Source organism: Hydrogenophaga sp. FG152 (assembly GCF_057809615.1).
Window position 1 is genome coordinate 449,628 of sequence record NZ_JBMDKH010000001.1, and the last position, 22,117, is coordinate 471,744.

Here is a 22,117-nt window from a genome sequence, read left to right on the forward strand (position 1 = left end):
ATGACGCCCCGCGTCCGCATCCAGATCGAAGACTTCGACCTCAGCACCGAGGTCGCTCAACTGCGCCTGCAGGACGCGCGCGTGGGCGCCGTCTGCAGCTTCATCGGCACCGTGCGGGACCGCAACGACGGCCAGAGCGTGAGCACGATGGAGCTGGAGCATTACCCGGGCATGACTGAAAAATCGATCGAAGCCATGATCGATGAGGCCTTGCGGCGTTTCGATCTGTACGGCGCGCGCGTGATCCACCGCGTGGGCCTGCTGCAGCCGCTGGACCAGATCGTGATGGTGGCCGTGACCTCCGCGCACCGGGGCGAAAGTTTCCAGGCCTGCGAGTTCCTCATGGACTACCTCAAGACCCAGGCGCCGTTCTGGAAGAAGGAACAGACGCCCGAGGGGGCGCGCTGGGTCGACGCCCGCGTGAGCGACGACGCGGCGCTCGCGCGCTGGGGCATCGAGGCGCGCAACGGTTGACATGACCCGCGCCGCCGACGTCGAAGCCATCGAACGCGCCACGCTGCAGGCGGTGGCGCCGGAGGTGGTGGAAGCGCTGCCCGGCTGGTTGTTGCCCATGGACAGTGGCACCGTGGGCCGCGCGCGCAGCGCCGTGCCCCTGCACCATGCAGCGCCCGACCTCGGCTTGCTGGCCTCGATCCTGGCGCGGTATGAAGCCCGGGGCTTCACCCCCGCGCTCCGCCTGCCGGACCTGCCCCCGTTCGAGCCCTTCCAGCAGGCCTTGCGGCAGCAGGGTTTCGTGCGCCAGCAACCCACGCTGACGCAGACCGCCCCGATCGAGGCGCTGCTGAGCGCCGAAGCCGATCCGGCCGCTGTGCTGGCCGATGCGCCTGATGCGGCCTGGATGGCCATGTTCCTGGGCGAGGGCCTGGACCCGGTGGATGGCGAGAGCCATGCCCGCTCGCTGAGCCGCGCCACGGGCACGCGGTATGCCAGCCTGCGCGAGAACGGTCACACGCTGGCCTGTGGTGCGGCTTCGTTCGGCCACGGCTGGCTGGGGGTGCACGGCATGCGCACCGCGGCCGCGCAGCGCGGCCGGGGCCTGGCTGGGCGCTTGCTGCGCGCGATGGCCCGGGAGGCGGCGCAGCGCGGCATTGCGCAAGCCTTCCTGCAGGTCGATGCCAGCAACGCACCGGCGCTCGCGCTCTACCAGAGGCTGGGCTTTTCCACGGCCTGGGCTTACGCTTACTGGCGCCGGCCCGATCCCGCCCCGGTTTGATCGACATCAAACCCGATGCCGGCCGGGACCGTGACAGTGGAACCGCGCCTTGAAAATCCGGTGATTGGCGCCACCTGTGGGGCAATTCTGAATTTACGGAGAGCCTTTCATGCGTCTCGACAAACTCACCACCAAGTTCCAGGAAGCCCTCGGCGAAGCTCAAACCCTGGCCCTGGGCGCCGACAACGCCTACATTGAACCCGCCCACCTGTTGCTGGCCTTGCTGCGCCAGGCCGATGGCCCGCAGTCGCTGTTGCAGCGCGCGGGCGTGAACGTGCCGGGCCTGGTCAAGGCCGCTGAAGCGGCGGTCAAGCGCCTGCCCGAAGTGCAGGGGCAGGACCAGGTGCAGGTCGGCCCCGAGCTGGCCAAGCTGCTGCAGGCCACCGAAAAAGAAGCGATCAAGCGCGGCGACCAGTTCATCGCCAGCGAGCTCTTCCTGCTCGCCGTGGCCGACAGCAAGGGCGAACTCGCTCGCATCGCCAACGAAAACGGCCTGAACCGCAAGAGCCTGGAAGCGGCCATCACCGCCGTGCGCGGCGGCCAGAAAATGGACAGCCCCGAGGCCGAAGGCCAGCGCGAGGCGCTCAAGAAATACACGCTGGACCTCACCGAGCGCGCCCGCCTGGGCAAGCTCGACCCGGTGATCGGCCGCGACGACGAGATCCGCCGCGCCATCCAGGTGCTGCAGCGCCGCACCAAGAACAACCCCGTGCTCATCGGCGAACCCGGCGTGGGCAAGACCGCCATCGTCGAAGGCCTGGCGCAGCGCATCGTGGCCGGTGAAGTGCCCGACTCGCTCAAGGGCAAGCGCGTGCTGAGCCTGGACATGGCCGCGCTGCTGGCCGGCGCCAAGTTCCGCGGCGAGTTCGAGGAGCGCCTCAAGACCGTGCTCAACGAACTGGCCAAGGACGAGGGCCAGACCATCGTCTTCATCGACGAGCTGCACACCATGGTGGGCGCGGGCAAGGCCGAAGGCGCGATGGACGCGGGCAACATGCTCAAGCCGGCCCTGGCGCGCGGCGAACTGCACTGCGTGGGCGCGACCACGCTCGACGAGTACCGCAAGTACATCGAGAAGGACGCCGCGCTGGAGCGCCGTTTCCAGAAGATCCTGGTGGGCGAACCCAGCGTGGAGGCGACCATCGCCATCCTGCGCGGCCTGCAGGAGAAGTACGAGGTGCACCACGGCGTGCAGATCACCGACCCGGCCATCGTGGCCGCGGCCGAACTCAGCCACCGCTACATCACCGACCGTTTCCTGCCCGACAAGGCGATCGACCTGATCGATGAGGCCGCGTCCAAGATCAAGATCGAACTCGACTCCAAGCCCGAGGTGATGGACCGGCTCGACCGCCGCCTGATCCAGCTGCAGATCGAGCGCGAAGCCGTGCGCCGCGAGAAGGACGAGGCATCGCAGAAGCGCTTTGGTCTGATCGAGGAAGAGATCGCGCGGCTGGAAAAAGAGATCTCCGATTACGACGAGATCTGGAAAGCCGAGAAGGCCGCCGCGCTCGGCTCCAAGGACGTGATGGAAGAGATGGACCGCATCCGCTCGCAGATCAAGACCTTCACCGACAAGGGCGATTTCAACAAGGTCGCCGAGCTGCAGTACGGCAAGCTGCCCGAGCTGGAAAAGCGCCTGAAGGACGCGCAGGCCGTCGAGTCGGGCAAGGCGCTGAACAAGGACGGCAAGGGCCGACCGCAGCTGCTGCGCACCCAGGTCGGCGCGGAAGAGATCGCCGAGGTCGTGGCGCGCGCCACCGGCATTCCGGTGTCCAAGCTCATGCAGGGCGAGCGTGACAAGCTGTTGCTGATGGAGGGCAAGCTGCACGAGCGCGTGGTCGGCCAGGACGAGGCCATCGGTGCCGTTGCCAACGCCATCCGCCGTTCGCGCTCGGGCCTGTCCGACCCGAACCGCCCGACCGGCTCCTTCCTGTTCCTCGGCCCCACGGGCGTGGGCAAGACCGAGCTGTGCAAGGCGCTGGCCGGTTTCCTGTTCGACAGTGAAGACCACCTCATCCGCATCGACATGAGCGAGTTCATGGAGAAGCACTCGGTCGCGCGCCTGATCGGTGCGCCACCCGGCTATGTGGGCTACGAGGAGGGCGGTTACCTCACCGAAGCCGTGCGCCGCAAGCCCTACAGCGTGGTGCTGCTCGACGAGGTCGAGAAGGCCCACCCCGACGTGTTCAACGTGCTGCTGCAGGTGCTCGACGACGGCCGCCTGACCGATGGCCAGGGCCGCACCGTGGACTTCAAGAACACCGTGATCGTCATGACGAGCAACATCGGCTCGCACATGATCCAGGCCATGGTCGGCTCGCCGTACGACGAGGTGAAGGAAGCGGTCTGGGACGAACTCAAGAACCACTTCCGGCCCGAGTTCCTCAACCGCATCGATGAGACGGTGGTGTTCCACGCGCTCGACGCGAAGCACATCGAATCGATCGCCGCGATCCAGCTCAAGGTGCTCGAGGCGCGCCTGGCCAGGATGGACCTGCATCTGGATGTCTCGCCGGCGGCCCTGGCCGAGCTGGCCAAGGTCGGCTTCGATCCGGTCTTCGGCGCGCGGCCACTCAAGCGCGCGATCCAGCAGCGCATCGAGAACCCGCTCTCGAAGTTCCTGCTCGAAGGGCGCTACCCACCGAAGTCGTCCATTCCGGTGGACGTGGACCCGGTGCAGAACCCCGGCGTGTTCGAGTTCGGCGACGGCGTCGTGCAGGCCTGAGGCCCTGGGCTCCTCCGTCCGTCGTGGATGGAGGAGGGGCTCTACCCTTGACGGGAGGGGCGGCCTATCATGAAACCCATGACCCAGATCCCTCCCTCCCTGCCTCTGCGGGCGCTGTTCGACGCGCAGTACAACGCCAGCCGCGCCCAGGTGGACGTGCCACTGGCATTGCGGCGCGACCGGCTGGCCCGCCTGCGTGCCCTGATCGACACCCACGCGCCGGCTCTGGCCGAGGCGGTGGAGGCCGACTTCGGCGTGCGCTCCCCGCAGCTCACCGAGGCGGCGGACCTGTTCGTGCTGCGCGCGGGCATGGCCCAGCTGCACAAGCACCTGCCCGGCTGGATGAAACCGCAGCGGGTGGCCACGCCGCTCTACCTGCAGCCCGCGCGGGCCCACATCCAGCGCCAGCCCCTGGGCGTGGTCGGCGTCATCGGTCCCTGGAACTACCCGCTGCAACTCACGTTCGGCCCAGCCGCCACGGCGCTGGCGGCCGGCAACCGCGTGATGCTCAAGCCCAGCGAACTCACGCCCCACGCCTCGGCCCTCATGGCCACGCTGGTGCAGCAGGCTTTCGCGGCCGACGAGTTCAGCGTGGTGCTGGGCGGGCCGGACGTGGCGCAGGACTTCTCCCGCCTGCCGTTCGATCACCTGTTCTTCACCGGCTCCACCCAGGTCGGCCGCCAGGTGGCGGCGGCCGCGGCGACCAACCTCACGCCCACGACACTGGAGCTGGGCGGCAAGTCACCCTGCGTGATCGATGCCTCGTGCGACCTGAACGATGCGGCCGTCAAGATCGCGCACGGCAAGCTGCTCAACGCCGGCCAGACCTGCATCGCGCCCGACTACGTGCTGCTGCCCCGGGACCGGGAGGCCGAGTTCGAGCGCGCCTACACCGCCGCTGTCGCACGCCTGTTCCCCAGCATCGCGGGCAACCCCGATTACGCCGCCATCGTGAGCGAGCGGCACCAGGCGCGTCTGGTCGCGATGCTGGACGAAGCCCAGGCCGGCGGCGCGCGCGTGGTGGATGTGGCGCCGCCCGGTGGCACCAGCGGTGATGCGCGCCAGATGAATCCCGTGCTGGTGTTCGATGCGGCGCCGGGCGTGCGTCTGATGGGCGAAGAAATCTTCGGCCCCATCCTGCCGGTGGTGGCCTACGACGGCATCGACGACGCCATCGCTTTCATCAACCTGCGCCCCCGGCCGCTGGCGCTGTACTGGTTCGGCAGCGACACCGCCGCGCGCGATCGCTTGCTGAACCGCACGGTCAGCGGTGGTGTGACGGTGAACGACACCCTGATGCACATCGCGCACGAAGGCCTGCCTTTTGGTGGCGTGGGCGAAAGCGGCTGGGGCTCGTACCACGGCGAGGCCGGCTTCCTGCGCTTCACGCAGCAGAAGCCCGTGCTGGTGCAGTCGCGCTGGGCGATGGGCCAGCTGTTCTATCCGCCGTATGGGGCGCGGTTCCAGCGTGTGATGGGCTTGCTCAAGCGCTGGCTCTGAGTCAGACACCCGCCACCGCATCGTCGTCGGTCTCCGCCGCGGCCCCGGTCGTGGCGCACTGCAGCAAACCTTCTTGCTGCAAGCGCTGCAGAAGTTCTTTCACATCGTCGCCCAGCAGGCCCACCAGTTCCTGCTCGCTGCGGCGGCCGTTGGCCAGCAACAGGAGGGTGTGTGTCTGGCGGCCCAGCCGGTCGGGCCAGGTGAGGGCGTCCCAGGCGCGGGATGTCTTCACGTAGCGTTGGTTGCTGCATTCCATTTTTTTCTCCCCGAATCTCGGCACCATTCTGGCCCGAGCGTGTCCCATGCTGCCTGTCAGATATGACAGCCCCTTGAAGGGGGGGGAAGACGGCCGCGCCGAGTCTCCTTCAGCGTTGCTGGCCGTCTGCCCGCAAGCCCCAGCGCGTTGGCGGGTGGCCCATGGCCGCCTTGAACATCGCGCTGAACGCGCTGTCGCTGGCATAACCCGTGGCCGCCGCCACCTGACCGATGGGCATGCCCCGGGCGAGCAGAGGCAAGGCGTGTGCCAGCACCGCCTGCTGCCGCCACTGCTGGTAGGTGGTGCCCAGTTCCTCGCGGAACAGCCGCGCCACGGTGCGTTCGCTCGCCCCGGTGTCGGCCGCCCATTCGGCCAGCGTGGCGCGTTCGCCGGGCGCGCGCAGCACCGCCTCGCACAGGGCGCGCAGCCGCTTGTCGCGCGGCAGCGGCACGCCCAGGGTCTGGGTGTCGGCGTGCGCCAGCTCGTCGAGCACCAGGTCGGTCAGCAGGCGGTCGCGCGCCGGTTCGGCCGCGCGCCGCGTGGCCGCGTCCATGGCCTGGATCAGCTCGCGCAACAGGGGAGAGACGACGATCATGCGGCAGGCCGTCCAGCCGGCGGGCGCGGCGCCCGCGTGGATGTAGAGCGTGCGCAACTCGGCGGCTTCGCGCACCGTGACGGCGTGGCGCATGCCGGGCGGAATCCACACCGCGCGCGAGGGCGGCACGATGTAGGTCACCGCCTGCAGGCTCGGGTCGTCGGGAGAGGCCATCGCCTGCACGATGCCGGTGGCGCAGTAGGCCAGCTGCCCCCAGGGGTGGCGGTGTGGTTCGAAGTGGGTGTCCGCGCTCAGGTCGCGGGCGCGCACGCGCACCGGGCGGGCCGCGTCGGGCGTGAAGGGGTCGGTGTCTCCGAGCTGCGTGGGGCCGGGGCGAGGGCGCTGAGGCATCGTTTTGGTGCGTTGGCGGATTTTCAACGAATTCTGACAGATCGTCGCGATTCGGCGAAGTCGGGCCGATCTACGATCACGCCATGTCCTCCTCCAGCACCACCTCATCCCTGCCGCCGCCCGTGGCCCTGCGGCAGGACGCCAGCCTCATCGGGCTGGTCGGCCTGGCCCACATGGTCAGCCACTTCAGCCAGCTGCTGCTCGCGCCGCTGTTCCCCTGGCTCAAGGACGCATTCAATGCCAGTTACGCGGAACTGGGTTTCCTGATGACCATCTTCTTCGTTACCTCGTGCGCGGTGCAGACCGCCTCGGGTTTCGTGGTGGACCGCCTCGGTCCCCGCCCGGTGCTGTTCGCCGGCCTGGCGCTGCTGGGCGTGGCGGCCTTCGGGTTCGCGGCCAGCACCGGCTACTGGATGATGGCCTTCTTCGCCATCGTGGCCGGCATCGGCAACGGCGTTTTCCACCCGGTGGACTACACCCTGCTCAACCGCAAGGTGAGCGCGCCCCGCCTGGGGCACGCCTACAGCGTGCACGGCATCACCGGCAGCCTGGGCTGGGCGCTCGCGCCGGCCATGATGGTGCCGATCGCCCTGGCTTATTCGTGGCGGGCGGCGCTGGCGAGCGCCGGGGTGCTGGCCTTCGTGGTGCTTGCCGTGCTGTGGTTCAACCGCGAGCGGCTCGCCCTGCCTGCCGCGCCCAAGCCCGCGCCGGGCGCCGCCCACGGGGCGGTGGAAAACCCCATGGCCTTCCTGCGCATCCCGGCGGTATGGATGTGCTTCGGTTTCTTCTTCTTCTATGCCATGGCGCTCAGCGTGGTGCAGGCCTTCGCGCCCGAGGCCGCGCGCCAGCTGCACGGTGTGCCCATCGCGCTGGTGGCGGTGTGCCTGACGATCTACATGGTCTGCTCGGCCGGCGGCATGGTGCTGGGTGGCTTCCTGGCCGCCGACCCGGCGCGCTGCGAACGCGTGGTGGGCGTGGGCTTCGGCCTGGCGGCCTGCCTCGCGCTGGTGCTGGCCTTTGCCCACGTGCCGGCGGCGGCGGTGCCCGTTCTGTTCGGCGCCATGGGCTTCTCGGCCGGTATCGCAGGCCCGTCGCGCGACCTGCTGGTGAAGAAGTCCACGCCCGACAACGCCACCGGCCGCGTGTACGGCGTGGTCTATTCGGGGCTGGACATCGGGCAGGCGATCTCGCCGCTGATCTTCGGCGTGCTCATGGACCACGGCCAGTTCCAGGGCGTGCTGATCGGCCTGGCGGTGGTGCAGGCGGTGCTCATCGCGAGCGCTTTCAACGTGCGCCGGGTGCGGCGCACCGTCTTGGCGCCGGCCTGAAGCGGGCCGGCCACCCGGGCGCCGCCGGTGCCGGTGTTGCGCCCGGCTGCCGAATATTTGCCGCCCTTCACGCGGTGGGCCTTGCCAGCGGGTATAAAAGCATCTTGATACATATACCCACCCGGCCGATTCCCGCACACCGCCCATGACGGCGCCCTCCCGTTTGCTGCAGCAGTGCTTCCAGGAAGCACTCTCCGGCGCGCCCGACATGCTGGCGCGCTGCGCCGACTCGGCCATTGCCAGCCTGCAGGCCGCGGAAAAAGCTTCCAAGGAAGTCGCCCAGCGCGACCGTCTCGCGCTGGCCTGGTGGGGTCTGTTGCAGAACAAGATCCAGTGGGGGCGCAGCTTCTCGCAGCACCTGCGCGATGCTTTGATGGCCTCGCCCGAGATGAACAGCTCGCGCCCGGCCCTGCTCTCCGAGTCTTCCCTGCTGTCGCTGGTGGAGGACGACGCGGTCAACGAGTCGCTCGAATCGGCCCGGCTGGTGCACAGCCTCATGCCGGTGGTGGAGCAGCAACTCGGCGTGCTCGATGCCCTGATGAGTTCGGTGATCGGCCTGCAGACGGTGCAGGCCGAGCGCAACCCCATGCGGCCCTCGGTCTTCGTGCGGGCGCTGCGCGAGCTCATGGCCTCGGCCGAATCCGAACCCGAGGTGCGCGCCCTGTGGTTGCGGCACATGGGCGACGCGCTGGCCCGCGAGTTGCAGAAGCTTTACGAGCGCGTGGCGCTGATCCTGCAGCGCGCCAACGTGCAGGAAGCCGGCTACCGCGTGCGGCTGGTGGAAGAGTCGGGCGCGTCCACCCGATCCGGCGGCCTGTCCACGCGCTCGGGCAGCCTGGGCACTTCGTCCCGCGCGGCCGGCCTGGGCGTCCCGTCCAGCAGCCAGTGGCAGGACGCCGGCGACACCGGGGGCAGCGGCCACCACGCGCCGGGCTGGGCCAGTGCCGATCCGCTGCCGTCCATGCAGACGCTGGCGCGCATGCAACCGGGCGAAGACCACCAGGTCTTCCATGACTTCCTGAAGCAGGGCGGCAAGCATTTCGACCGCCACCTGACCCCGGACTACTACGAGCAGGTGAGCGAGGAGCTCGCCGCCATCGAGGCGTTTGCCGCGATCCCGGTGCTCGACGAGTCCATGATCCTGGAGCAGCAGACGCAGTACCGCGACCTGCCGGTGGTGGACCGGCCGGCGCGCGAGATCGGCATCTCCAGCCAGCTCAGCCACAAGGCCTGGGGCACCTACGCCGCCGCGCACGAGCGCTCGCGCGTGCTCATGCACCTCAAGCAGAAGGCGCAGCGCGTCAGCCAGGCCGTGGGCCTGGACCTGGTGCGCACGCTGGTCAGCCAGGTGGCGAGCGATCCCTTGCTGCTCGGGCCGGTGCGCGAAGCGGTGGTGGCGCTGGAGCCGGCGCTGCTGCGCCTGGCCATGGCCAACCCGCGCTTCTTCAACGAGGACGAGCACCCCGCGCGGCGCCTGATCGAGAGCGTGGCGCAGCGCAGCTTCAAGTTCAACGACGAGTTCGCGCCCGAGTTCGACAGCTTCTTCCAGCCGGTGCAGAGCGCGTTCAACGAGCTCAACGCCACCGCCACGCGCGACCCCCAGCCGTTCGCCGACGTGCTCACCGAACTGCGGCAGGGCTGGGAAGCGCAGGACCAGAAGGAACTCGCGCTGCAGGACAACAGCCTGCAGTCCATCCGCTACGCCGAAGAGCGGCAGGCCATGGCCGACCAGATCGCCTGGGACCTGAGCCAGCGGCCCGACGTGGACAATGCGCCCGGGGTGATCCTCGATTTCCTCTATGGCCCCTGGTCGCTGGTGATCGCCTCGGCCAAGCTCAACGAGCCGGACGAGGCCGACCCCGGCGGCTACCGGAAGGTGGTGTCCAACCTGCTGTGGAGCGTGAAGAAGGAAGTCACGCTCAAGCGGCCCAAGGAGTTGTTCGCCATGGTGCCCGGCATGCTCGCCACGCTGCACGCGGGGCTGGACATGCTGGGCAAGACGCGCGAGGAAACCAAGCCTTTTTTCGATGCGCTGATGCGCCTGCACCAGCCTGTGCTCGGCCTTCGCCGCGCGCGCATCCGCGCCGATGCGAGCCACTCCGGCCTGCCGCCGATGGAGAACTCCGGCGCGATGCCCCTGGAGGAGGTGCCTTCCTCCATGTCCATGGACCTCGACGAAACCCTGCCCGCCACGCCCGAGCAGCGCAAGCCGAAGCCGCGCGCGCAGCCCTGGCTGGGCAAGCGCGAGCTGGAGGCCGCCGGTTTCGAGGACACCATGCCGACCGATTACGGCGACCTCATCGAAACCCAGGTGCAGGCCCGCGCCAGCGAGGACGATTCGCAGGCCGCGGCCCTGGCCGAAGAGGGCGAACTGGAAGACATCAACGCCGCCGCTACGCTGGTGGGCCTGCACGAAGGCGACTGGGTGGACCTGTATTCCCACCGCGAGTGGCTGCGCGCCCAACTCATCTGGGCCAGCAGCAAGGGCACGCTGTTCATGTTCGTGAGCCGGGGAGGCCGGCCGCATTCGATGACCAAGCGCAGCTGCGAACGCCTGATCGCCAGCCGCCTGTTGCGCCCGGTCAACACGCAGCAGGGTGTGGTGCAGAAGGCGCTGCAGGCCATGAAAAAGGCCGACCCCGCCGCCTCGTCGAGGTCGGCGGAGTCGGCCGCGGCCTGAAGGCCGTCGCCCGTTCACGGCCCCGCGTTCCAGCGGCGCACCACAATCTGCGTGCCGGTGGCGGAGAAGAGCTGCGCCCATCCGAGCACCGCGTGGCCTTGCCCGTTCATGGCCAGGGCCGGGGTGTACGACGGGTCGGTGTAGGTTTCCACCACCTCCGCCGTGGACCAGCCGCTGCCCGGTGTCAGGCGCGACACCGTGACGTTGCTGCCCACGGGATCGACCCAGGCGACCATCGCGCGGTCCGCGCTGTCCATGCCCACCACCGGCAGGCTGTCCCAGGTGCCGCCGTTGGCGCTGCGCAGCGTGGTCGGGCCGCTGAAGGCCACCGCCTGCGGGGCGGCCGCCGCCGCGTTCAGCGATTGGTCGGCATCGCCCCAGACCACCACCGCCGTGCCCGCCGCGTTCATGCGCAGCACCGGCGTGCTGACGAAGCCTTGCGTGTTGGGCACGGCTGGTGCCACGGTGCCCACCGCCGGTTGCCAGGCGCCGGCATTGAAGCGTTTGAACCAGATGGCGTTGTTGCCGGTGCCGCCCGCGATGTCGAGCTGGCCCCAGGCCAGCAGGCCGTTGCCACCGGCATCGAGCGCGAGGTCGTGCCGGCCCAGGGTCTGGAAGGCGCCCGCGTCGGTCACGATGGCGGCAGCGGTTCCCCAGCCCGCGCCCACGGTGAAGCGGTTGCCCCAGAGGTCACCGCCGCCGCCGGAGCGCTTCCACACGGTCAGTGCGTCGCCGGCGGGCGTCACCGCCACCACGGGGTCACCGTCCACGCTGCCGACCACCTCGTTGGTCTCGATCAGCTGCGGCGAACCCCAGCCGCCGCCGGGCGTGTAGCGGTTGGCGTGGATGCTGAAGCGCGTCGCCGGGCCGATCTGCGACCAGACCGCCACCGCGTTGCCGCTGTGGTCCGTGCCCACGCTGCTCACGCCGACCATGCCCGCGCCACTGTCCACCACCGCGGCGGCGCCCCAGCCGGTGGTGGGGTCCAGCGGCCTCGCATGCAGGTCCACCGTGGGGCCGGCCTGGATCCACAGCAGCATGCCGCGCCCCGTGGCCGCGTCCACCGACAAGCGCAGTTCGCTCACGTTGCCGGTGTTGCTCTCCAGCCGCTCGGGCGTGGACCAGGTGCCTCCCGAGACCGAGCGGCTGCTCCAGACGTGGTGCTCGGTGGTGCCCGGGTTCAGCTGGCGCCACACGGCGGTGGCCCGGCCCGCGTCGTCGATGGCCACCACCGGCGTCGCCGCGCCCGCGCCCGCCAGGTTCACCAGCTCACCCCAGCCCGCCTGGCTGGGCGCTGCCTTGAAGGCGGCCGCCACGGCTCGCGCCGCGCTCATCGTCACGTCGCAGCTCAGGGCCTGGTTGCGGCAGGCGCCGCTCCAGCCATCGAACACCTGGCCCGACGCGGGGCTGGCCGTCAGCGTGACCAGGGTGCCGGCGTTGAACTGGGCCTCGCAGCTGCTGCCGCAGCTGATGCCCGCCGGTGACGAAGTCACATCGCCGCTGCCGGTGCGCGTGACCGACAGGTCGAAGCGCGTGGCCGTGGTGGCCACGAAGGTGGCCGTGGCCGAGCGCGCCTGGTCCATCGACACGGTGCAGGTCAGCGCCGCGCCGCTGCAGGCGCCGCTCCAGCTGGCCAGTTGCTGCCCCGCCGCCGGTGTGGCCGTCAGCGTCACCGCGCTGCCGGTCGCAAAGGGTGCGCCGCAGGCGTCGTTGCAGTCCAGCCCGGTGGGCAGTGAGCTGATGTTGCCGCTGCCCACCACGGTCACCTCCAGCCTGCTGGTGTCCGGAGCGGGAGCGGGGCTGTTGCCACCACTTCCACTGCTGTTGTTCGAGCCTCCACAGGCGCCCAGCACGGCGGCCACCGCCGCCAGCACGGACAGCCGTGCGATCGTTCCTTGCCATTTCATTCATGTGCTCCATGGTTGTACATGGGGCGGATGCTAGGAACGAAGGGCGCGCGGCTCCATAGCACCATCGGGCAGGGCGATGCGCGCGCGCATCACCTGCCCGATGGTGCTGTTCCCCGCCGGGGAGGTCCCGCCTAGCATGGGTTCGCGGCAGACCTTTGCCGTCAAAACCGACTACTTTCATGACAGGAGAACCCATGCACTCACCCAGACTCTGGGTACCCACCCTTGCCGCGCTGCTGCTGCTCACCGCCGGTTGCGCCTCGATGGCCGTGACCGACGAGGCCATCGTCGACCGCACCGCCTTTGCGCTCGGCCTGGAGCGGAACGCGTTCACCGTGAGCAACCGCGTCGACGAGGGCACCACCACCCGCTACGCCGTGCGCACCAAGAGCGGCCAGGAATACGGCTGCTTCGTCGGCGGGTCCTTCAATGTGCTGGGGCGCTCGGTGTCCGAGGCGGTGTGCAGCCGCAAGGGCGCGCCGCCCGCGCGCAACCCCCTGTTGCGCTGAGCCCTTCCTCAATCGGGCTGCGGCGCCTGCTCCCTGGCGAACACCTGCCCCAGGAACGCGCGCAATTGCACCGGCCGCACCGGCTTGACCATCACCGTCAGGCCGGCGTCCTGGGCCAGCCGCATGTGCGGGCTTCCGGCGTCGCCCGTCACCATCACGGCGGGCAGCTCGTCACCCAGCAGCGCGCGCACATCGCGCAAGGCGTCGATGCCGCTGGCACCGTCGGGCAGGCGCAGGTCCACCACCAGGGCGTCGGGCCGGAACCCCGTCCGAATGTGGTCCAGGCTGGTGGCCGCATCCGCCGCCGAACGCACGTCGCAACCCCATGAGCGCAACAGGCCCGTGAGCGCGGCGCGCGCATCGGCGTCGTCCTCGATCACCAGCACCCGGTGGCCGGGCAGCAAAGCCTCTTGGGCGCCCGGCTCGGGATGGGGCGCGGCGCTCATCGTGACCTCGTCCATGGCCACGCGCCGCAGCTTCAGGGAAAACACGCTGCCCTGGCCGGGCGCCGAGCGCAGCACCGACACATCCAGCGACAGCAGGTCGCTCAGGCGCTTCACGGTGGCCAGGCCCAGTCCCAGGCCCAGGTGGCGGTCGCGGGCCGGGTTGCCCACCTGGTAGAACTCCTCGAAGATGCGCGGCAGGTCCTCTTCACCGATGCCGATGCCGGTGTCTTCCACATCCAGCCAGACGTGGCTTTCGTCGCTTGTCAGGGCGCAGGCCACCCGCACCGCGCCGCGCTCGGTGTAGCGGATGGCGTTGGAGACCAGGTTGCTCAGCACCCGGGCCAGCAGGGCGCGGTCGCTGTGCACGGCCAGCCGGGCCACATCGATGTCCAGCCGCAGGCCCTTGGCCAGCGCCAGTGGTTCGTGGGGCCGGCAGCACTCCCGCACCAGATCGTCCAGCGGAAAACTCGACCAGTGCGGTGCCATGTGGCCCACGTCGAGCCGCGTGATCTCCAGCAGGTCGTCGATCACCTCCGCCATGCCCTCCACGCACTCGACCAGGTGGGTGGACACCGCGGCCACGTCCACCTTGTGGCCCTGTTCCAGCAGCGTCTGAGACAGCAGGCGCATGGCGTGCAGAGGCTGGCGCAGGTCGTGGTTGGCCGCTGCAAAGAAGCGGGTGCGTGCCGCGTTCGCCTCTTCGGCCACGCCGCGCGCGGTTTCGCTGCGTTCGTTCTCTCTTTGCAAGGCGACGATCAGTTCCTCGTTGCGCTGGCGCTGGACGTGGATCTCGCGCAGGGCCAGCGACTGGTTGCGGCCGCTGACCAGGGCGTACACCCCGATCAGGAACACCAGGAACGCCAGCACCGCGTGGTATGGGTTGGCCGTCCACAGGTCGCGCAGGATCAGCGGGCCGAGCACCAGACCCACATGGGCGATCAGCGTGAGGCGAAAGCCGGGCAGGCGCACCGAGCCGCCCATGGCTATCGCCACCAGCGTGATGTGCAGGATGGACTCCGCCTGGGGCGGCCCCGGGGTCAGCAGGACCACGCTCAGCAGGCCCCACAGCGCGGCATGCACCAGCGTGCTGCTCAGCCACCAGCGGATCAGGCGGACCGAGCGCGGTACGCGGTGCACGAAAAGGGACGCCACCAGCCTCTGCGTGCTCACCGCGCAGAAGGCGGCCAGCCACCAGTCCAGGCGCGAATCGGTCTGCGAGTCGGCGAACTGCAGGTAACAGATCAACGCGCCCAGTGTGCTCAGGAACCACACCGCCGGGGTGGTGCGCACCAGCCGGTTGATCTGGTCCACCTCCAGCGCGGTCGGGCCCGGGGCGCTGGTGGACCGGTCCATTCAGATGAGGCCCGAGTCGCGTGCCAGCACCAGCAGGTGCGTGCGGTTGCGCGCGCCCAGCGCATCCAGCAGCGCGGTGACGTGCAGCTTCACGGTGCGCTCGGCTATGCCCAGTTCGTGCGCAATCTGCTTGTTCTGCTGGCCCCGCGCCACCAGCAGCAACACCTCGAGCTGTCGGGCTGTCGGGCCGGAGGTCGCTGCTCCCGTGAGAAGCCTGCCGGCAACTTCCGCCGCGTGGAAATGTTCGCCACCACCCACGATCTTCTCCAGCGCAGCCAGGATCTCGGCGATCGGCAACGACTTGCCCAGAAAGCCCGCGGCGCCGGCCGTGCGCGCCTGCGCCAGCAGGTGCCGGTCTTCCTGGCCCGAGATCAGCACGCGTGCGACGAGCGGGTGGTGCGTGCCGAAGCGCCGCAAGCCGGCCAGCCCATCGTCGCCCGCCAGCCGGTAGTCGATCAGCACCACATCCAGCCCGGGCCATTGCCGGGCCAGCGCCAGCCCGTGTTCCAGGTGCAGCACCGCCCGGGCGTCGATGCCTGGGCGCAGGTGGGTGAGGGCGTGAACGAACCCGACGCCGAACATCGGGTGGTCATCGATGAGGAGCAGGTTCATGGGCGTGTCGATTCTGGGCCCACCATGCACTTTTGGGCACTGCCCCAAGGGGCAGGTCACCGCCTTTCGGGAATATCGCCACGGATTCTTGACATCCTCGAGAACCCCTCAATCGAATGCAGAAGAACCCGGCCTTCCACGCCTGGCACGACGGCTTCCACCGCCACCGAGCGCGTGCTGGTCAAGTGAGTCGCGAGGGCCTGTGCCGCGCGCACATGCGCAGCCGCTGGGTGCGGCATTGCCGCTGTGTCGGCTGGCTCCTACAAGCTGCGTCGCCATGCACCGACATGCCGGATCGGTGCCTGCGCGGATCATCCGTGCAAGCCCAACACCGCATCGAGGAGCCCGCAATGAACAGCACCACCCACATGAGCCCACCCCGCGACAGCGGTTGGCTCGGCGTCTTTTCCAATGCCTTGGTCTGGCTGCTGTTGGCGACCGCCGGCCTGCTGCTGATGTGGTTCGTGGCGGTGCTCAATGACGTCACGCAACGCGGCGAGCAGCGCCGCCTGCAGCAGCGCACGACAGGGTCGCTGATCCTCGCCGACGAGGCCGCGCGGCGCGGCCCCCTCCCGGCCGCCGTGCTCACAGCGAGCAACGAGAAGCTCATCACTCGTTGACAGTCTCCGTGTCGAAATCCCATAATCCAGTTGATCAACTGGTTTTTTGGGGCATGACATGGCATCGCGGGCAGAGAGTGAACTGAAGCGCCAGCACCTGACCGAGACGGCGGCCGACCTGGTCCATCGACATGGGTTTTCCAACACGTCCCTGGCCGACGTTGCCACGGCGGCGCGGATTCCGCTGGGCAGCGTGCATTTCTATTTCCCCACCAAGGAGTTGCTCGCCAGCGCCATCATGGATTTGCGCGTCGGCGTCATCCAGCGCCGCCTGACGAGCTGGGATGCGCTCAAGAACCCGCGTGCCCGGCTCGCGTCGCTGGCCGATGTCTGGCTGCGCGACCGGGAGTCCGACACCCGGCACGGCTGCCCAGTCGGCAGCCTGTGCTATGAGCTGGGCAAGGACGGCGGGACGCTTGGCCAGCTGGCCTCGAAGCCTTTTTCTCTTCTGCTGGCGTGGTGCACGAGGCAGTTCGCGGCGATGGGTCTGGCGCGCAGCGCGCGCCAGCACGCCTTCAGCTGCTGTGTTCGCTGCAGGGCATGGGCATCCTGGCCAATGCGCTCAAGGACCCCAGGGTCATCGATACCGAAGCCCGCCAGATCAAGGCCTGGCTTCGCTCGCTGGAACCACGCGCCAGTGCCTGCTAGTTTTTTCACCCTGGAGTTTTGACGATGACATTTTTCGCTCGCACCTTGCTTGCATCGGCGTTGGTTTTCGGCGCCGTCGCGGCCTCTGCCGACGAGTTCGCGCCCTACGGCACTGCCAAGGTCGACATGCACGAGTACCCGACCATCAATGCTGTCTTCGATCTCAACTACGAGAACCCCGGAGACATGAACATCCTCTACAACTTCGTCAACAACACCCGCACGCCGCTCAAGGGCAAGATGGTGGTGGTGACGCACGGCCCCGAGCTTCGGGTGTTCGCGAAGGAGAACTACGAGAAGTACCAGGGCATCGTGGACAAGATGGCCGAGCTGGCGAAGAACGGGGTCGAGTTCCGCATGTGCAGCAACGCCATGCGGGCAGCGGGTTTCCAGCCGAACGACATGCACGGGTTCATCACCGTCGTGCCCGCAGGCTTTCCGGAGATCGCCTACCTGCAGTCCCAGGGCTACCGGTACATCAATCCGATCCCGCTGCCGGTCAAGGACGTGCGCTACATGGACCAGCCTCAACTGAAAAAATGAGCGCTCGCGAAAAGTGGACCACCCCCCACCGCTCGCTGGTTGCCGAGACCCAGGACCTCGCCGCGCAGCGGATCCGGGAGTTGCTGCTGGCCATGTTCCAGAGGCCAGAGACGGCTCAAGGCGCGCCCGTCCCGGGCAAGGCCGAGCGGCGGCCTGAGAACATCGGCCCGGACGTCGATCTGCGCCGGCCTTGATGGGCGGGCCCCGCGCCGTGCGCGGGGCCTGGGGCTCACACCGCGCTGCGGTGCCGTTCGATGCAGGTCTTCAGGACCTCGTCGTGATCGCGTTTCCACCAGTTGCCGGTGGAGAAGATCTCCACCTCGCTGAACCCGGCGAAGCCCTGCGCTTCCACCCAGCCGCGGATGCGCGGGATGTCGATCACGCCGTCGCCCATCATGCCCCGGTCGTTGAGCAGGTCGGTGGTGGGGGTGAGCCAGTCGCACACGTGGAAGGCCAGCAGCCGGTTCTTGCCCGCGCGCTCGATCTGCGCCTGCAGCTTGGGGTCCCACCACACGTGGTACACGTCCACCGCCACGCCGATCGCGCCGGTCTGGCCCGGGTCGAGCCCGTCGCACACGTCCAGCGCCTGTTCCATGGTGTTGATGCAGGCGCGGTCGGCCGCGTACATCGGGTGCAGGGGTTCAATGGCCAGCGGCATGCCGTTGGCCTTGGCGTACTCGAGCAGTTCGGCAATGCCTTCGCTCACCTGCTGGCGCGCGCGGCCGATGTCCTTGTGCGCGGCCTGGCCGGCCAGCGCACCGGGCAGGGCGCCCACCACCAGCACCAGGCAGGGTGCGTTCAGTTCGCAGGCCTCGTCCACCGCGCGGCGGTTGTCGTCACGAGCGGCCTGCAGCCCGGCGGCATCCACCGCCGGGAACATGCCGCCCCGGCAGTAGCCCGAGAGCTTCAGGCCGAGCGACTTCACCTGGGCTGAGATGGTTTTCAGCCCGACGGCGGCGACCTGGTCCCGCCACGGCGAGATGGCCGGGATGCCGTGGCGCGCGCAGGCGTCCAGGATCTGATCGAGCGGCAGGTCCTGCCCCCGGCTCTTGCGCACCGTGGCCGTGTTGAGGGACAACCAGCGGTGGTCTTGGGAGAAGTCGCGCATCGATCAGGCCTCCACGCCGTGCAGGGCCAGCAGCGTGCCCATGCGGCGCACGGCCAGCTCGGGTTGCTCCAGCAGGTTGGCCGCATCGGCCAGGCGGAACAGCTCGGCGAAGTGTTGCAGCGAGCGCGTGCTTTGCTGGCCACCGACCATGGTGAAGTGCGACTGGTGGCCGTTGAGCCAGGCCATGAAGACCACGCCGGTCTTGTAGAAGCGCGTGGGCGCGGCAAAGATGTGGCGCGACAGCGGCACCGTGGGGCCGAGGATGTCGTGGAACTTCTGCAGGTTGCCCTGCGCGAGTTCGCCCAGCGCGGCGCTGGCGGCGGGTGCGATGGCGTCGAAGATGCCCAGCAGCGCGTCGCTCTGGCCGTGCGTCTTCTCGGCACCGAAGCCGTCGCCGGCGATGAGCTCGGCGTAGTTGAAATCGTCGCCGGTGTACATGCGCACGCCCGGGGGCAGGCGGCGGCGCATCGCGATCTCCTTGTCCTTGTCGAGCAGGGAGATCTTGATGCCGTCCACCTTGTCCGGGTGTGCCGCGATCACGGCCAGCGCGGTGTCCATGGCCTTGTCGGGGTCGTTGTCGCCCCAGTAGCCCTTGAGTGCGGGGTCGAACATGTCGCCCAGCCAGTGCAGCACCACGGGCTGTTTCGCCTGGCTCAGGATGCGGTCGTACACGCGCTCGTAGTCGGCCGGGCTCTTCGCGACGCGGGCCAGGGCTCGGCTGGCCATCACGATCAGCTTGCCGCCGAGCTTCTCGATGGCGGCCATCTGCTCTTCGTAGCCGGCGATGACTTCATCGACCGTCTTCACGTTCTCCAGCACGAGGTGGTCGGTGCCGCAGCCCGAGGCCACCAGCGCACCGGGCACGTCCCTGGCGGCGTCGAGCGAGCGGCGGATCAGCTCCAGCGAGGTGGGCCAGTCCAGGCCCATGCCGCGCTGGGCCGTGTCCATGGCCTCGGCCACACCCAGGCCGAGCGACCAGAGCCGCTGGCGGTAGGCGATGGTCGCGTCCCAGTCCACCGCGCACTGCAGCCAGGGGTCGATGGCGGCGAGCGGGTCGGCCACCACGTGGGCGGCGGAGTAGGCGATGCGGTTGAACTTCACGCCCGGCGCGGGCTTCACCGGGGTGGTGCCGCGCAGGGTGTAAGCCTCGACCTGGCCCGAAGCCGTGGGCAGTTTGAGAGAAAAGGTCATGTGGATGCTCCAGAGCGCAACGCGCGAGATGGTCGGATCAAGAGACACCGCGGAACCGGCTTTGCCGGGCCGCAGGTGTCGCCCCCTTGAGGGGGTCGCGCGAAGCGCGGCGGGGGTGTCTTCCGGTCTTCAGACTTTCAGTTCGGGCACATCGACCCAGCGGCGCTGTTCCCAGCTCTCCAGCGCGGCTTCCACCAGCTGCACGCCCTTGGCGCCTTCGGGCAGCGTCCACTTGTAGGGCTCGTTCTCCACCACGTGGCGGATGAAGTGTTCCCACTGGATCTTGAAGCCGTTGTCGTAGACCTGCGTGTCCGGCACGTCCTGCCATTGCTCGGAGAAGTTCATCGTCTGCTTGACGTCCGGGTTCCACACCGGGCGCGGCGTGTTCACGCGGCTCTGGGCCTTGCAGCCGGTCAGCGTCGCGACGGCGGAGCCGTGCGTGCCGTCGACGTGGAAGGTCACGAGGTCGTCGCGGTTCACGCGGGTGGCCCAGCTCATGTTGAGCTGCGCGATCACGTTTTCGCCGTTGTGGCCGGTGAGCTCGGCGGTGGCGTAGGCCGCGTCGTCGGCGGTGCACTCGTAGGGCTTGCCGGCTTCGTCCCAGCGCGTGGGGATGTGCGTGGTGCCGATGCACGAGACCGACTTCACTTCACCGAACAGGTTGTCCAGCACGTAGCGCCAGTGGCACATCATGTCCAGGATCATGCCGCCGCCGTCTTCCTTGCGGTAGTTCCAGCTCGGGCGCTGGATGGGCTGCAGGTCGCCTTCGAACACCCAGTAGCCGAACTCCAGGCGCACGCTGAGCATGCGGCCGAAGAAGCCGGCGCGGCGCAGCATGTCGAGTTTGCGCAGCCCGGGCAGGAACAGCTTGTCCTGCACGGCACCGTGCTTGAGGCCCGAGCTCTGCGCCAGGCGCGCGATCTCCACCGCCTCGTTGAGGTTGGTGGCGATCGGCTTCTCGCAGTACACGTGCTTGCCGGCGCGGATGGCCTTGGCCAGCAGGGTGGGGCGCATCTGCGTGGTGCCGGCGTCGAAGAAGATGGTGTCGCTCTTGTTGGCCAGCGCGGCATCGAGGTCGGTGCCCCAGCGCGGGATGTTGTGGGCCTTGGCCAGCGCTTCCATCTTCTCGGCGTTGCGGCCGACCAGGATGGGGTCGGGCATGACCCGGTCGCCGTTGGAGAGCGTCACACCGCCTTGCGCGCGGATCGCGCAGATGGAGCGGATCAGATGCTGGTTCATGCCCATGCGTCCGGTCACGCCGTGCATGATGATCCCGAGTTGTTGAACGGCCATTGTCGAATTCCTTCTCTTCGCTTTGAAAACCCCGGGGCCGGGGTCAGTTGGTCACTTGCAGGCCGGCGGCTTTCACCAGCACGGCGTTGCTCTTGATTTCTTCCTTGATGTAGGCATCGAACTGCTCGGGCTTGAGCGTCCAGGCATCGGCGCCCAGCTTGAGGAAACGTTCCTTCACTTCCGGCGTGGCCAGGGCCTTGACGACTTCGTCGTGCAGGCGGTTGACGACGTCGCGCGGCGTCCTGGCCGGGGCCATCATCCCGATCCAGAAGTTGAATTCGGAGCCGGGCACGCCGGCTTCGGCGGTGGTGGGCACATCGGGCAGGGCACTGGCGCGGCGCGGCGAGCCCACGGCCAGGGCCAGCAGCTGGCCTTCCTTGATCTGGCCGATCACCGGGGCGATGGGCGAGAAGTAGTAGTCCACGCGGCCGGCGAGCACTTCGGTGACGGCTTCTGCGGAGCCCTTGAAGGGGATGTTCACCGCGTCGATCTGCGCGGCCATCTTGAACTTCTCGGCGTTGAGGTGGGTGGCGCTGCCCTGGCCGGCGGAGGCGAAGTTCATCTTGCCGGGGTTGGCCTTGGCGTTGGCCACCAGCTGCGGCAGCGTCTTGAGGTTCCTGCTCGGCGCGATCACCAGCACGTTGGGGGTGGAAGAGATCGGGGTGACGCCCGCGAAGTCGTTCACCGTGTCGAAGGACAGCTTGGCGAAGGTGGAGGGGCTCACCGTGTGCGAGGACGAGTGGATCATGATGGTGTAGCCATCAGGCGCGGCCGCGGCCACCGCCGCCTGGCCGATGGTGCCGCTGGCGCCGCCGCGGTTGTCCACCACGATGGGCTGGCCCATGCTCTGGCTCATCTTGTCCGTGATCGCGCGCGCAATGATGTCCGTGGTGCTGCCCGCGGCGAACGGCACGATCACGCGGATGGCCTTGTTCGGGTAGGCCTGCTGCGCGGCGGCAGGCAGGCTGGTGGCGAGAGCGAACGCGGCCAGGGCGGTGGCGTGGATCAGTTTCATGCTTGTCTCCAGTGAAAAAGGCTGGTTGTTGGTTTAATTCACCAGTCAGTGAATAGTGGAAATTATAGAAGCGGTCGCGAAAGATGCGCAAGCGGAGATTGCGGGCCTTGAATTCAGGGTTTTCCCTTGGTTTTGCGGGCTTGAGCGCGCCAGGACGCGGCTCGGCCACCGCCGCCACGGCCGCGAGTGGTGAGCCG

General features: G+C 68.7%; 20 protein-coding genes. 11 read left to right on the top strand and 9 right to left on the bottom strand.

From position 1 onward, the window contains the following. The 4 genes from ACODTB_RS02185 to ACODTB_RS02200 all read left to right on the top strand — a co-directional run bounded on the left by ACODTB_RS02185 (position 1) and on the right by ACODTB_RS02200 (position 5,462). Positions 1–474, top strand: a complete 474-nt coding sequence (locus ACODTB_RS02185) for a molybdenum cofactor biosynthesis protein MoaE (RefSeq protein WP_291111372.1) — start codon at positions 1–3, stop codon at positions 472–474. 1 nt (position 475) lies between these two features. After that, entirely contained in the window at positions 476–1,234 is a 759-nt protein-coding gene (locus ACODTB_RS02190; RefSeq protein WP_291111371.1) for a GNAT family N-acetyltransferase, read from the top strand. A 109-nt stretch (positions 1,235–1,343) separates the two neighbouring features. Further along, entirely contained in the window at positions 1,344–3,962 is a 2,619-nt protein-coding gene (gene clpB / locus ACODTB_RS02195) for an ATP-dependent chaperone ClpB (RefSeq protein ID WP_291111370.1), read from the top strand. 78 nt (positions 3,963–4,040) lie between these two features. Further along, positions 4,041–5,462 (top strand): coniferyl aldehyde dehydrogenase, encoded by a 1,422-nt coding sequence (locus tag ACODTB_RS02200; RefSeq protein ID WP_291111369.1) that lies wholly within the window; start codon positions 4,041–4,043, stop codon positions 5,460–5,462. A 1-nt stretch (position 5,463) separates the two neighbouring features. On the opposite strand, the gene ACODTB_RS02205 is transcribed toward ACODTB_RS02200, so the two are convergent. Continuing rightward, complete coding sequence (locus tag ACODTB_RS02205) at positions 5,464–5,718, bottom strand: hypothetical protein (protein ID WP_291111368.1); 255 nt, start codon at positions 5,716–5,718, stop codon at positions 5,464–5,466. 109 nt (positions 5,719–5,827) lie between these two features. Then, positions 5,828–6,664, bottom strand: a complete 837-nt coding sequence (locus ACODTB_RS02210) for an AraC family transcriptional regulator (protein WP_291111366.1) — start codon at positions 6,662–6,664, stop codon at positions 5,828–5,830. 83 nt (positions 6,665–6,747) lie between these two features. Between ACODTB_RS02210 and ACODTB_RS02215 the strand changes: the two genes are divergently transcribed. Together ACODTB_RS02215 and ACODTB_RS02220 are read left to right on the top strand one after the other, a co-directional pair. Then, positions 6,748–7,992: an MFS transporter gene (locus ACODTB_RS02215; protein WP_291111365.1), complete on the top strand. Its 1,245-nt coding sequence runs from the start codon at positions 6,748–6,750 to the stop codon at positions 7,990–7,992. 145 nt (positions 7,993–8,137) lie between these two features. Continuing rightward, complete coding sequence (locus tag ACODTB_RS02220; protein WP_291111364.1) at positions 8,138–10,672, top strand: DUF1631 family protein; 2,535 nt, start codon at positions 8,138–8,140, stop codon at positions 10,670–10,672. A gap of 14 nt (positions 10,673–10,686) precedes the next feature. Here ACODTB_RS02220 and ACODTB_RS02225 read toward each other — a convergent pair whose 3' ends face one another. Continuing rightward, positions 10,687–12,579: an InlB B-repeat-containing protein gene (locus tag ACODTB_RS02225; protein WP_291111362.1), complete on the bottom strand. Its 1,893-nt coding sequence runs from the start codon at positions 12,577–12,579 to the stop codon at positions 10,687–10,689. Between the two features lie 197 nt (positions 12,580–12,776). Here ACODTB_RS02225 and ACODTB_RS02230 point away from each other — a divergent pair, with 197 nt between their 5' ends. Continuing rightward, entirely contained in the window at positions 12,777–13,091 is a 315-nt protein-coding gene (locus ACODTB_RS02230; protein WP_291111360.1) for a hypothetical protein, read from the top strand. An 8-nt stretch (positions 13,092–13,099) separates the two neighbouring features. Here ACODTB_RS02230 and ACODTB_RS02235 read toward each other — a convergent pair whose 3' ends face one another. Together ACODTB_RS02235 and ACODTB_RS02240 are read right to left on the bottom strand one after the other, a co-directional pair. Next, a complete protein-coding gene (locus tag ACODTB_RS02235) occupies positions 13,100–14,890 on the bottom strand; it encodes an ATP-binding response regulator (RefSeq protein ID WP_291111358.1) in 1,791 nt (596 codons plus the stop codon). Beyond that, positions 14,891–15,502, bottom strand: coding sequence for a response regulator transcription factor (locus ACODTB_RS02240; protein WP_291111356.1), 612 nt, complete (start codon positions 15,500–15,502; stop codon positions 14,891–14,893). A gap of 350 nt (positions 15,503–15,852) precedes the next feature. Between ACODTB_RS02240 and ACODTB_RS02245 the strand changes: the two genes are divergently transcribed. The 4 genes from ACODTB_RS02245 to ACODTB_RS02260 are packed head-to-tail and all read left to right on the top strand — an operon-like array spanning position 15,853 to position 17,507. Then, entirely contained in the window at positions 15,853–16,122 is a 270-nt protein-coding gene (locus ACODTB_RS02245; protein WP_291111354.1) for a hypothetical protein, read from the top strand. Between the two features lie 58 nt (positions 16,123–16,180). Beyond that, positions 16,181–16,792 carry a TetR/AcrR family transcriptional regulator gene (locus ACODTB_RS02250; RefSeq protein ID WP_488929072.1) on the top strand — a complete coding sequence of 204 codons (612 nt, stop codon included), beginning with the start codon at positions 16,181–16,183 and terminating at the stop codon, positions 16,790–16,792. A gap of 2 nt (positions 16,793–16,794) precedes the next feature. Beyond that, positions 16,795–17,313: a DsrE family protein gene (locus ACODTB_RS02255; RefSeq protein WP_291111350.1), complete on the top strand. Its 519-nt coding sequence runs from the start codon at positions 16,795–16,797 to the stop codon at positions 17,311–17,313. Further along, positions 17,310–17,507 carry a hypothetical protein gene (locus ACODTB_RS02260; RefSeq protein ID WP_291111348.1) on the top strand — a complete coding sequence of 66 codons (198 nt, stop codon included), beginning with the start codon at positions 17,310–17,312 and terminating at the stop codon, positions 17,505–17,507. The genes ACODTB_RS02255 and ACODTB_RS02260 overlap by 4 nt, the downstream gene beginning before the upstream one ends. Positions 17,508–17,542: 35 nt before the next feature. Here the strand turns inward: ACODTB_RS02260 and ACODTB_RS02265 are convergent, their stop codons facing one another. The 4 genes from ACODTB_RS02265 to ACODTB_RS02280 form a co-directional block, all read right to left on the bottom strand. Next, positions 17,543–18,421 carry a sugar phosphate isomerase/epimerase family protein gene (locus tag ACODTB_RS02265; RefSeq protein ID WP_291111346.1) on the bottom strand — a complete coding sequence of 293 codons (879 nt, stop codon included), beginning with the start codon at positions 18,419–18,421 and terminating at the stop codon, positions 17,543–17,545. A gap of 3 nt (positions 18,422–18,424) precedes the next feature. Then, positions 18,425–19,612 carry a dihydrodipicolinate synthase family protein gene (locus ACODTB_RS02270; protein WP_291111344.1) on the bottom strand — a complete coding sequence of 396 codons (1,188 nt, stop codon included), beginning with the start codon at positions 19,610–19,612 and terminating at the stop codon, positions 18,425–18,427. A 129-nt stretch (positions 19,613–19,741) separates the two neighbouring features. Beyond that, the gene (locus tag ACODTB_RS02275; RefSeq protein WP_291111342.1) at positions 19,742–20,905 is read right to left on the bottom strand and encodes a Gfo/Idh/MocA family protein; all 1,164 of its coding nucleotides are present in this window, start codon (positions 20,903–20,905) and stop codon (positions 19,742–19,744) included. 43 nt (positions 20,906–20,948) lie between these two features. Next, positions 20,949–21,920, bottom strand: coding sequence for a tripartite tricarboxylate transporter substrate binding protein (locus ACODTB_RS02280; protein WP_291111340.1), 972 nt, complete (start codon positions 21,918–21,920; stop codon positions 20,949–20,951). Positions 21,921–22,117: the final 197 nt, after the last annotated feature.

Bases quoted from the DNA above. Each gene is read 5' to 3' on its own strand.
- ACODTB_RS02185 (WP_291111372.1), top strand. From the start codon at position 1: ATGACGCCCCGCGTCCGCATCCAGATCGAAGACTTCGACCTCAGCACC.
- ACODTB_RS02190 (WP_291111371.1), top strand. From the start codon at position 476: ATGACCCGCGCCGCCGACGTCGAAGCCATCGAACGCGCCACGCTGCAG.
- clpB (WP_291111370.1), top strand. From the start codon at position 1,344: ATGCGTCTCGACAAACTCACCACCAAGTTCCAGGAAGCCCTCGGCGAA.
- ACODTB_RS02200 (WP_291111369.1), top strand. From the start codon at position 4,041: ATGACCCAGATCCCTCCCTCCCTGCCTCTGCGGGCGCTGTTCGACGCG.
- ACODTB_RS02205 (WP_291111368.1), bottom strand. From the start codon at position 5,718: ATGGAATGCAGCAACCAACGCTACGTGAAGACATCCCGCGCCTGGGAC.
- ACODTB_RS02210 (WP_291111366.1), bottom strand. From the start codon at position 6,664: ATGCCTCAGCGCCCTCGCCCCGGCCCCACGCAGCTCGGAGACACCGAC.
- ACODTB_RS02215 (WP_291111365.1), top strand. From the start codon at position 6,748: ATGTCCTCCTCCAGCACCACCTCATCCCTGCCGCCGCCCGTGGCCCTG.
- ACODTB_RS02220 (WP_291111364.1), top strand. From the start codon at position 8,138: ATGACGGCGCCCTCCCGTTTGCTGCAGCAGTGCTTCCAGGAAGCACTC.
- ACODTB_RS02225 (WP_291111362.1), bottom strand. From the start codon at position 12,579: ATGAAATGGCAAGGAACGATCGCACGGCTGTCCGTGCTGGCGGCGGTG.
- ACODTB_RS02230 (WP_291111360.1), top strand. From the start codon at position 12,777: ATGCACTCACCCAGACTCTGGGTACCCACCCTTGCCGCGCTGCTGCTG.
- ACODTB_RS02235 (WP_291111358.1), bottom strand. From the start codon at position 14,890: ATGGACCGGTCCACCAGCGCCCCGGGCCCGACCGCGCTGGAGGTGGAC.
- ACODTB_RS02240 (WP_291111356.1), bottom strand. From the start codon at position 15,502: ATGAACCTGCTCCTCATCGATGACCACCCGATGTTCGGCGTCGGGTTC.
- ACODTB_RS02245 (WP_291111354.1), top strand. From the start codon at position 15,853: ATGAACAGCACCACCCACATGAGCCCACCCCGCGACAGCGGTTGGCTC.
- ACODTB_RS02250 (WP_488929072.1), top strand. From the start codon at position 16,181: ATGGCATCGCGGGCAGAGAGTGAACTGAAGCGCCAGCACCTGACCGAG.
- ACODTB_RS02255 (WP_291111350.1), top strand. From the start codon at position 16,795: ATGACATTTTTCGCTCGCACCTTGCTTGCATCGGCGTTGGTTTTCGGC.
- ACODTB_RS02260 (WP_291111348.1), top strand. From the start codon at position 17,310: ATGAGCGCTCGCGAAAAGTGGACCACCCCCCACCGCTCGCTGGTTGCC.
- ACODTB_RS02265 (WP_291111346.1), bottom strand. From the start codon at position 18,421: ATGCGCGACTTCTCCCAAGACCACCGCTGGTTGTCCCTCAACACGGCC.
- ACODTB_RS02270 (WP_291111344.1), bottom strand. From the start codon at position 19,612: ATGACCTTTTCTCTCAAACTGCCCACGGCTTCGGGCCAGGTCGAGGCT.
- ACODTB_RS02275 (WP_291111342.1), bottom strand. From the start codon at position 20,905: ATGGCCGTTCAACAACTCGGGATCATCATGCACGGCGTGACCGGACGC.
- ACODTB_RS02280 (WP_291111340.1), bottom strand. From the start codon at position 21,920: ATGAAACTGATCCACGCCACCGCCCTGGCCGCGTTCGCTCTCGCCACC.